This window comes from Coleofasciculus sp. H7-1 (assembly GCF_057473865.1).
Map to the genome: position 1 here is coordinate 122,113 of NZ_JBYCCT010000053.1, position 9,222 is coordinate 131,334.

Annotated in this window: 7 protein-coding genes; 4 read left to right on the forward strand and 3 right to left on the reverse strand. The window is 48.6% G+C overall.

Features of this window, described 5'->3' with window-relative positions:
• Positions 1 to 18: 18 nt before the first annotated feature.
• Positions 19 to 1,146: a glycine cleavage system aminomethyltransferase GcvT gene (gene gcvT / locus AC2VDX_RS13410; protein WP_378179496.1), complete on the forward strand. Its 1,128-nt coding sequence runs from the start codon at positions 19 to 21 to the stop codon at positions 1,144 to 1,146.
• 54 nt (positions 1,147 to 1,200) lie between these two features.
• On the opposite strand, the gene AC2VDX_RS13415 is transcribed toward gcvT, so the two are convergent.
• Entirely contained in the window at positions 1,201 to 2,043 is an 843-nt protein-coding gene (locus AC2VDX_RS13415) for an alpha/beta hydrolase (RefSeq protein WP_378179246.1), read from the reverse strand.
• 84 nt (positions 2,044 to 2,127) lie between these two features.
• Here AC2VDX_RS13415 and gcvH point away from each other — a divergent pair, with 84 nt between their 5' ends.
• Both gcvH and gcvP read left to right on the forward strand, forming a co-directional pair.
• Positions 2,128 to 2,517 (forward strand): glycine cleavage system protein GcvH, encoded by a 390-nt coding sequence (gene gcvH / locus AC2VDX_RS13420; protein ID WP_378179243.1) that lies wholly within the window; start codon positions 2,128 to 2,130, stop codon positions 2,515 to 2,517.
• A 228-nt stretch (positions 2,518 to 2,745) separates the two neighbouring features.
• The gene (gene gcvP, locus AC2VDX_RS13425; RefSeq protein ID WP_378179241.1) at positions 2,746 to 5,694 is read left to right on the forward strand and encodes an aminomethyl-transferring glycine dehydrogenase; all 2,949 of its coding nucleotides are present in this window, start codon (positions 2,746 to 2,748) and stop codon (positions 5,692 to 5,694) included.
• 103 nt (positions 5,695 to 5,797) lie between these two features.
• On the opposite strand, the gene AC2VDX_RS13430 is transcribed toward gcvP, so the two are convergent.
• The gene (locus tag AC2VDX_RS13430) at positions 5,798 to 7,963 is read right to left on the reverse strand and encodes a tetratricopeptide repeat protein (RefSeq protein ID WP_378179238.1); all 2,166 of its coding nucleotides are present in this window, start codon (positions 7,961 to 7,963) and stop codon (positions 5,798 to 5,800) included.
• Positions 7,964 to 8,026: 63 nt separating this feature from the next.
• On the reverse strand, positions 8,027 to 8,434 hold the full coding sequence (locus AC2VDX_RS13435) for a hypothetical protein (protein WP_378179235.1): 408 nt from the start codon (positions 8,432 to 8,434) through the stop codon (positions 8,027 to 8,029).
• A gap of 164 nt (positions 8,435 to 8,598) precedes the next feature.
• Here AC2VDX_RS13435 and AC2VDX_RS13440 point away from each other — a divergent pair, with 164 nt between their 5' ends.
• On the forward strand, positions 8,599 to 9,108 hold the full coding sequence (locus AC2VDX_RS13440; RefSeq protein ID WP_378179233.1) for a DUF1648 domain-containing protein: 510 nt from the start codon (positions 8,599 to 8,601) through the stop codon (positions 9,106 to 9,108).
• The last annotated feature ends 114 nt before the right edge of the window (positions 9,109 to 9,222 follow it).

Here is a 9,222-nt window from a genome sequence, read left to right on the forward strand (position 1 = left end):
ACAGCGGTAAGCGAAGCCATGCCGAAGGCTATCGCGCTTGCCCGTACTCCCCTGTATCAACTTGCCCTCGAACAAAAAGCCCGATTGACTGCCTTTTCCGGCTGGGAAATGCCCGTACAATACACCAGCATTGGACAAGAACACCAGGCAGTCCGCACCACAGCGGGAATGTTCGACATCTCCCACATGGGGAAATTTACCTTCAAGGGGAAACAGCTGATTTCGCACTTACAGCCTCTAGTTCCCTCAGATTTGAGCTGCCTGAAAGCCGGTGAATCTCAGTATACCGTCCTGCTGAATTCTCAAGGCGGCATTTTGGACGATATTATCTTCTATTATCAAGGCGAAGATGCAGACGGCGAACAGCGGGGAGCGATGATTGTCAACGCCGCCACTCGATCCAGAGACAAAGCATGGCTATTTGCCCAACTGGAATCTACTCAAATTGACTTCGAGGATCTCTCCCAGGCAAAAGTTTTGATTGCCGTTCAGGGGCCGCAAGCACTGGCATATCTTCAGCAATTTGTCAAACAAGACTTGACGCCGATCAAGGCATTTGGACATTTGGAAGCAACCGTCTTGAGTGAACCAGCTTTCATCGCCCGGACTGGATACACCGGAGAGGATGGATTTGAAGTAATGGTAGACCCAGAAGTGGGGGTAGAATTGTGGCGCAGTCTCGCCACTGCTGGTGTCGTACCCTGCGGACTCGGTGCCAGAGACACCCTGCGCCTAGAAGCGGCAATGTGCCTCTACGGGCAAGATATGGACGAAAGCACCACCCCTTTAGAAGCTGGATTGGGTTGGCTGGTTCATCTGGATACCAAAGACGATTTTATCGGGCGTCCAGTCTTGGAAAAACAGAAGGCAAATGGCGTAGAACGACGCTTAGTAGGGTTGCAAATGCAGGGGCGTTATATTGCGCGTCATGGCTACCCAGTGCTAGCTAAAGGTGAAGCCGTGGGCGTCGTTACCAGTGGCACCTTGGCTCCTACTGTAGGGCAACCGATTGCTCTGGCTTATGTTCCTCCGAATCTGGCTCAGATTGGTCAGGAATTGGAGGTAGAAATTCGGGGCAAAGCTTATCCAGCAGTTGTGGTTAAAAAACCTTTTTATCGCTCCCCCAGTCGTCTTCCTAGCAAGTAGCGATCGCTCCTTCAGTCAAGCCTATCTATGCAGGCTTTTGCCTAGCCCCAGGCTTCAGCCTGTGGGCAGATTGCTCTGAAACTGCTCCACCAACTGGGCAAACTCCCGCAGGGCTTTCTCAGACTGCTGTGCCGCAATCCAGCTAAAGTCATTGTGACCTGCCCCATCCACCCACAAAAAGCGCTTCGGTTCGTTGGCAGCAGCAAAAAGTTGCTCCCCATGCCAAAAGGGAATCACTTCATCCGCCCTTCCGTGCATTACCAAGACTGGGCAACGCACCTGTTTAATCTTGTCGAGATTGCGGAACTTATCAAACGGCACAATCGGGATGCGCGTCAGCACTCGAAACGCCGTAATAAACGCACTTTCCACAATTAAACCCGCCAGCGGTTGACGAGAAGCCAAATCCACTGCTGGCCCACTTCCCACCGAACGCCCATAGGCAATAATTTGATTCGGTGGCACACCCAGCTGCTGAGTCAGATAAGTATAGGCAGCGTCAATATCCCGATAAGAATTGCCCTCGGTAGGCGTTCCCTGACTGGTTCCATAACCGCGATAATCGTAGGCGAAGACAGCAAAGCCCAAGTTCCGCAAACCTTGACGCACCGACAGCACATCTAATAAGTCTTCAGCGTTACCGTGACTGTATAAAATTGTGTAAGTGGCATTGGGATTAGGCAGATAAGCTGCCGAGATTTGCACGCCATCCGCTGTGGTTAGCTTAAGAATCTCGCTACTATCCTGATAACTGGACGGCTGGGGCAAAAAAATCATCCTATCGGAAAAGAAATAGGCATAGAAGCAAAGAAAAGCGTAGATGAAGATTGCGGAGCGCATAAGTCTTTTAACAGAAAATTCACCAAAAAGCAGGCGTTTTAGCTTTTTTTTATCCATAATATTTCTGATATTCGGGTTTGAAGCTGTAAACTTAATGGCTGGTAAAAGTTATTTAAGCGCGTATTTGAGGAAGGAAGTGCAATGGCTCTGGAATATCCTGAAGACCTAAAATATCTGGACTCTCACGAGTATGTGCGACTGGAGGGTGAGATTGCCACAATTGGCATCAGCGCCTTTGCCATCGATCAGCTGGGCGATATTGTATTTCTGGATTTGCCAGAAATCGGCGACGCCCTATCAAAGGGAGAGAGTTTTGGGACAATTGAATCGGTGAAAGCCGTTGAAGATATGTATGCCCCGGTCAGCGGGACAGTTATAGAACGCAATACTGCCATCTTGGAAGCTCCGGAAAATGTGGCGGAAGATCCTTACGGCGAAGGATGGTTTTTGAAACTTCGGATTAACGACCCTGATGAGCTGGATGAGGCTTTATCGGCGGATGAGTATCGATCGCAGGTGGAAGGAGAGTAGATTTTGAATTTTGGATTTTAGATTTTGCGGAGGTCGGAGTTTCTCCGCCTCCGACAATGGGGGATTTGCCTTTCTAGGGAAGCGGGCTTTCTTCAATTGGCAATTCCTTCCAAAATCTAAAATCTAAAATTGCGGTAACTTCGAGACGCGGCAAATCGGTGTTTTTACAGCTCCTGACCCCGGAAAATTGTTGCAAAATATGAAATAGTCGCGTCTGGAGAGCAACCTGTGGTAATTTCCATCCCTCATACCGAGTCTAGCCGTCAACATCTGCTAGGAGAAATGGGATCGATTTCTTTTGTACAGAGGCATATCGGCCCTAGCCCGGATGAAGTCCAGCAAATGCTTGAGGTAGTGGGGATACCGACCCTAGATGCCCTCATCGACCAAACGGTTCCGCAGGCAATTCGGCGATCGCGTTTTCCCAATGGGGCAACTCCGAAAACCGATTCGCTTCAGCTTCCCGCAGCTCAGAGTGAGTCCGCAGCGCTGAGTCGATTGAAAGCGATCGCCTCCAAAAATCAGGTGTTTCGCTCATTGATTGGCATGGGTTATTCCGACTGCATTACCCCGCCGGTCATTCAACGTAATATTTTAGAAAACCCCGGCTGGTATACCGCCTACACTCCCTATCAGCCAGAAATTGCCCAAGGGCGACTAGAGGCGCTGCTGAATTTTCAGACAACGATCATTGACTTGACAGGGCTGGAAATTGCTAATGCTTCCTTACTCGATGAAGCAACCGCAGCCGCAGAAGCAATGACAATGAGTTATAGCCTCTGTAAAACCAAAGCCAACGCCTTTTTTGTCTCCAGCGCCTGCCATCCCCAAACTATCGAAGTATTGCAAACACGGGCGAGACCGCTTGGCATTGAGATTATTGTCGGCGTTCATCAGAACTTTGATTTTGAGCAAGCAATCTTTGGGGCAATCCTGCAATACCCCGCCACTGATGGCACGATTTACGATTATCGGGGTTTTGTAGAAAAAGCTCATGCAGCGGGTGCTTTAGTCACGGTGGCAGCAGATCCCTTGAGCCTAACGCTGCTAACACCACCGGGAGAATTTGGGGCAGATATTGCGGTAGGAAGCACTCAGCGCTTTGGAATCCCCCTCGGATACGGGGGACCTCATGCAGCCTACTTTGCCACCAAAGAAGAGTATAAGCGGCAGGTTCCGGGGCGGATTGTCGGAGTCTCTAAAGATGCCCACGGCAAGCCAGCGCTGCGTTTAGCTTTGCAAACCCGCGAACAGCATATCCGCCGCGATAAAGCGACCAGTAATATCTGTACAGCCCAAGTTCTCCTAGCGGTGATGGCGAGTATGTATGCTGTCTACCACGGGTCAGCCGGACTGAAAAAAATTGCCCAGAATATCCATAAGCTGACGGTAATTCTGGCGTCAGGATTGAAGCGGCTGGGATACAGCATCGGTGCAGAACAATTTTTTGATACTTTGCGGGTAGAATTGGGCGATCGCGCTCTTGAAGATATTCTCGCAGCTGCCCAAGCTCGTCAGATTAACTTGCGGATTCTGGATGCAAATGCTGTCGGCATCAGCTTGGACGAAACCACGACCTTACAGGACTTGCAAGACCTATTTGAAATTTTCGCAGGTTTAGGGGCGCAAGACTTTGTACCGTTTACGGTGGAATTGGCGAGTCAGGTGACAACTGATTTTGACGCACCTTTTGCCCGTACTAGCAGCTATTTAACTCATCCCGTCTTTAACCGCTATCACTCGGAAACTGAGTTATTGCGCTACTTGCACCGTCTAGAGGCTAAGGATTTGTCGCTGACAACATCGATGATTCCCTTAGGTTCATGCACGATGAAGTTGAATGCGACGGCGGAAATGATCCCGGTAACATGGGCGGAATTTGGCAAAATTCATCCTTTTGCCCCCCATTCGCAAACGCGGGGGTATCAAATTCTGTTCCAGCAGCTTGAGGCGTGGTTAGCTGAAATCACTGGTTTTACGGGCATTTCTCTGCAACCCAATGCCGGATCTCAAGGCGAATATGCGGGACTACTGGTGATTCGTCAGTATCACGAAAGTCGCGGGGAAGAACATCGGAATGTCTGTCTGATTCCGCAATCTGCCCACGGGACAAATCCTGCCAGTGCGGTAATGTGTGGGATGAAAGTGGTAGCGATCGCTTGCGACGATCGAGGCAATATTGATGTAGACGATCTCAAAGCGAAAGCCGAGAAGCATCGCCACGAACTCGCCGCCTTGATGGTGACATATCCTTCTACTCACGGCGTCTTTGAGGAACCGATAAAAGAAATCTGCAATATCGTCCACGCTAACGGCGGACAAGTTTACATGGACGGGGCGAATATGAACGCCCAAGTGGGTTTATGCCGTCCCGGAGACTTTGGCGCAGATGTTTGTCACTTAAACTTGCACAAAACCTTCTGTATCCCCCACGGCGGCGGTGGGCCAGGAATGGGACCAATTGGGGTAATGCCGCATCTAGTCCCCTTTTTACCGGGGCACTCTGTTGTCCCAACTGGCGGCGAACAAGGCATCGGTGCCGTTGCAGCCGCGCCTTGGGGTAGCGCCAGCATCCTACCCATTTCTTGGATGTACATCGCCATGATGGGGGCGGCAGGCTTAACAGAAGCGACGAAAGTGGCGATTCTCAATGCCAACTATATTGCCCGTCGCTTAGAACCTTTCTATCCTGTTTTGTACAAAGGGAAAAATGGTTTGGTGGCGCATGAGTGTATTTTAGATTTGCGCTTGCTCAAAAAGTCTGCTGGTATCGAAGTGGATGATATCGCCAAGCGCCTGATGGACTACGGCTTCCACGCCCCTACCGTCTCTTGGCCCGTGGCGGGTACGATGATGGTAGAACCCACAGAAAGCGAATCCAAGGAAGAACTAGATCGTTTCTGCGATGCGATGATCTCGATTCGTCAGGAAATTGCGGAAATTGAATCGGGTAAGATGGACGCTCAAGATAATCTCTTGAAGAACGCACCCCACACCGCAGAAGCTTTAATGACTTCTGAGTGGAATCATCCCTATTCCCGCGAACAAGCTGCCTATCCTGCGCCGTGGACGAGAGAACACAAGTTCTGGCCTACTGTCGGACGCATAGATAATGCTTTTGGCGATCGCAATTTAGTTTGCGCTTGTCTCCCGATGGAAGCTTATTCACAAGGCTAGTATCTTTTGAAGGAAAGCGCGATCGCACTTGCTAATTGATGGTGAGTGCGATCGCATCTTTTTTACCGTCATAGGTAGGACAGAGGAAGAAAGACGCGATCGCTTAACTACGTCGCGTTAGCTGTGCGCGTACCACTCGCCACATTATCAGTCCCAGCATTCCAGTCAAGGCAAACGGGAAGACTACCAGACCTAAAACGAAGCACAAAGCCAGTTGCCATTTACCATGTTGAGCAAATTTAATTACCAATTTCAACCACTTTGGATAAGGCATTGCATCCAGAGGGAGCTGAAGTTCTTGTAAAATTTCTTGTGCTTGATATGCTGCTGCAAATCCTTCTTGTACTCGTCCACACTGCTGATATAGGCTGGCTAAGTTTTGCAGAGTTGTAGCTTCCCCCTTGCGATCGCCAATCTCCCGGAATATTGCCAGAGACTGCTGATGGTAATCAATTGCGAGTGGGTATTGTCCTAGAGAATTGTAAGCATTGCCCAAACCTATGAGAGAAGCCGCTTCCCCATTGCGATCGCCAATCTCCCGTTCTATTCCCAGAGACTGCTGATGGTAATCAATTGCCAGTGGGTATTGTCCTAGAGAACGGTAAGCAATGCCCAAATTATTGAGAGAAGCCGCTTCCCCATTGCGATCGCCAATCTCCCGTTCTATTCCCAGAGACTGCTGATGGTAATCAATTGCGAGTGGGTATTGTCCTAGAGAACCGTAAGCATTGCCCAAACCTATGAGAGAAGCCGCTTCCCCATTGCGATCGCCAATCTCCCGTTCTATTCCCAGAGACTGCTGATGGTAATCAATTGCCAGTGGATATTGTCCTAGAGAATCGTAAGCAGCGCCCAAATTACCGAGAGAAGCCGCTTCCCCATTGCGATCGCCAATCTCCCGGAATATTGCCAGAGACTGCTGATGGTAATCAATTGCTTGTGGGTATTGTCCTAGAGAACGGTAAGCATTGCCCAAGTTATTGCCAGAAGCAGCGAATTTCCAACTACCAGAGTTATTTTGCTGCCATGCTTTAACTAACTGCCCGTACAGTTCGGCTCGGACAGTGTTGTAACCTCGTAAAGTTAGAAAATTCTCACACAGGCGAATAGTGTTGAAGGCATTGTCATACTCTCCGAGCTGATAGCAGTGATAAAAAACTTCTAGATATTCTGCTACATCACTTATTGTCTGCCAGGGTTCTGGTTTGGCATTTTCTTTGTAGTATGCAACTGCCTTTTGGTGTGCCTCGGTTAGATCGCCCGCCTTTTGCTTGACATACGCCAAAATCAACGGGTGAAACTGAAACCATCGCCCCCCGTTCTTGTCCCTTTCCTCTTGCAACAGAGAACGCCTAGCCAACTGCCTTAAATCCTGCTCCAATACATTCTCTCCCGGCAACTGGACATCTGCCATCGCCGCATTGAAAGGAAGCCGATAGACACTCAGATTTAGTAGCAGTCGTTGCAACTTGTCACTGATACGGTTAAAGCTGGCATCTAACACCTGACGCATCCAGATATCGATTTTGCCCCGGTGCAGCCCTTTCAGCTTTTCCTCAGTCACTAGCTGGGCTACGTCAGCCAAACCATACCTCTGCAAGTGGCTAATCTGCGGATCTGACTCCTCCTCTGCCCGCAAAAAACCTGCAACCAGCGTCAGCAGCAAGGGATGCCCCTCTGCCTTTTTCGCAAAATCTTGCAATTCTGTCTCAGTTCCCAGAACCCCCGCAGCCCTCAACAAAGTAGCCCCCTCTGCTGGTGACAATCCCGACAAAGGAAGCCATTTCAACTTGATTTCTGGAAAATCCGGGCGTTCTCGCGTCGTCACCAGAATGACACTCTTACCGCCACATCCCAGCCAACCGTGAAAAAACTGCTCGTAGATAGCATCCAACCACTGCCCATCGGGTTGCAGCAGACTTTCCAGGTTGTCAATGATAAGTAAATACTGCCCCTCCCGCAGATGGTTCACCAACGCATCCACCAGCGACAATTCTGGAATTGCCTCCACAGTTGACGGGGAAAGTCCCAACCGCAGCAAGACTCGTCGCGCCAACTCGGTAAAAGTCACGCGGCGGCTGACATCTACCCAGAACTTTTTATCAAACTCAGCGCTATCGTCTTCGTAGATTTTGGCAGCCAGGGTAGATTTACCAAAGCCACCTAAACCCGTAATGCCAATCAGCAGGATATTTCCATCCGCCATCCATTCCCCGATTTTCTGCCTTTCCTGCGTGCGCCCTTGCCAACACTTCAAGTGAGGGCGCATTTCATCGAGGTTAGCTGAGTTTTGAACTGGTTGAGGGCTTGTTCCCTGGTTGTCTCCCAGCAGTCAGTGATGGTTGATGGTGTCACCAAACTGCACGCTTTGAGAATTCACTGTTTCTACTTGATAGCCCTTGGCATTATCCCGGTTAATCTGAGTCCTGCTGTTGTCTTGAGTATTGCTGATTTGAATTTCTCTAGCCATCATCCGAATATCTTTGGCAAATGCTGGCTCTTTATCCATGCAAGCCTGCAAATATTCAGTAACAACCTTCACTAATTCTGACTTCGAGCCTTGCTCAACGGCTTGAATGGCTCTTTCTGCGTCTGGATTAGCCCGTAATTTATTCCAAATTTTCTCGCGTAGCGGATTTACCTTTTCAATGGCAATTTCCATCAACTTACCAGCGCCACCTTCTATCATTCCGCCAAAAGCGATTTCTGCAATCTTTGCTGCTGTAAATTCAAGTACCATCTGTCACAGGTTGGCTATGCTTTCCATTTGGTTGTAACCCATCAACCCTCTATCTGCCAATGTTAAGATTGATGGCTTTACTAACTTTTCTCTAATTATGGCGATTGACTTTAGAGATAAAATATGTAGTAAACATATGCTGTTATTGCCTAGCAATTAACCCTATGACGAGGAATCCATCAAATCAACGACCGATTTTGACAATCGCGCGATCGCCTGTAGATTTAGCCTTGGATGTAGTAGCGATCGCGGGCATTGTTGTACTATTCTTGCTTACTCTCCAATCTTGGACAATGCCTAATACTATTCCCGTACATTTTAATGTTGCAGGTAAGCCAGATGCTATGGGTAGCAAAACAACTATTTTGCTATTTCCTGCTTTGAGTATTGTACTTTATCTAGTATTTACTTTATTAAGGCGTTTTCCTCATACATTTAATTATCCTTGGGCAATTACACAAGAAAATGCCTACCGCCAATATCAAATAGCTATTGGATTAATGAATTGGCTGAAAACAGAAATCGTCTGGCTATTTACTTACATAGAATGGCAGATTATTCAAGTGGCTTTGGGTAAATCAACAGGTTTGGGAATAGCCTTTTTGCCGATATTTCTTATAGTTATTTTTGGTACAGTTGGAATTTATTTTTGGCAAGCATATCAAGCACGTTAGCTACACAAACGTAGGGACGCGGCAGTGCCGTGTCCCTACCGTCTACGCGGAATTCAATGTATAAAGCAATACGGTTCATTTAGAGCTAAAAATCCCAAATCTGCGTAGGTTGGG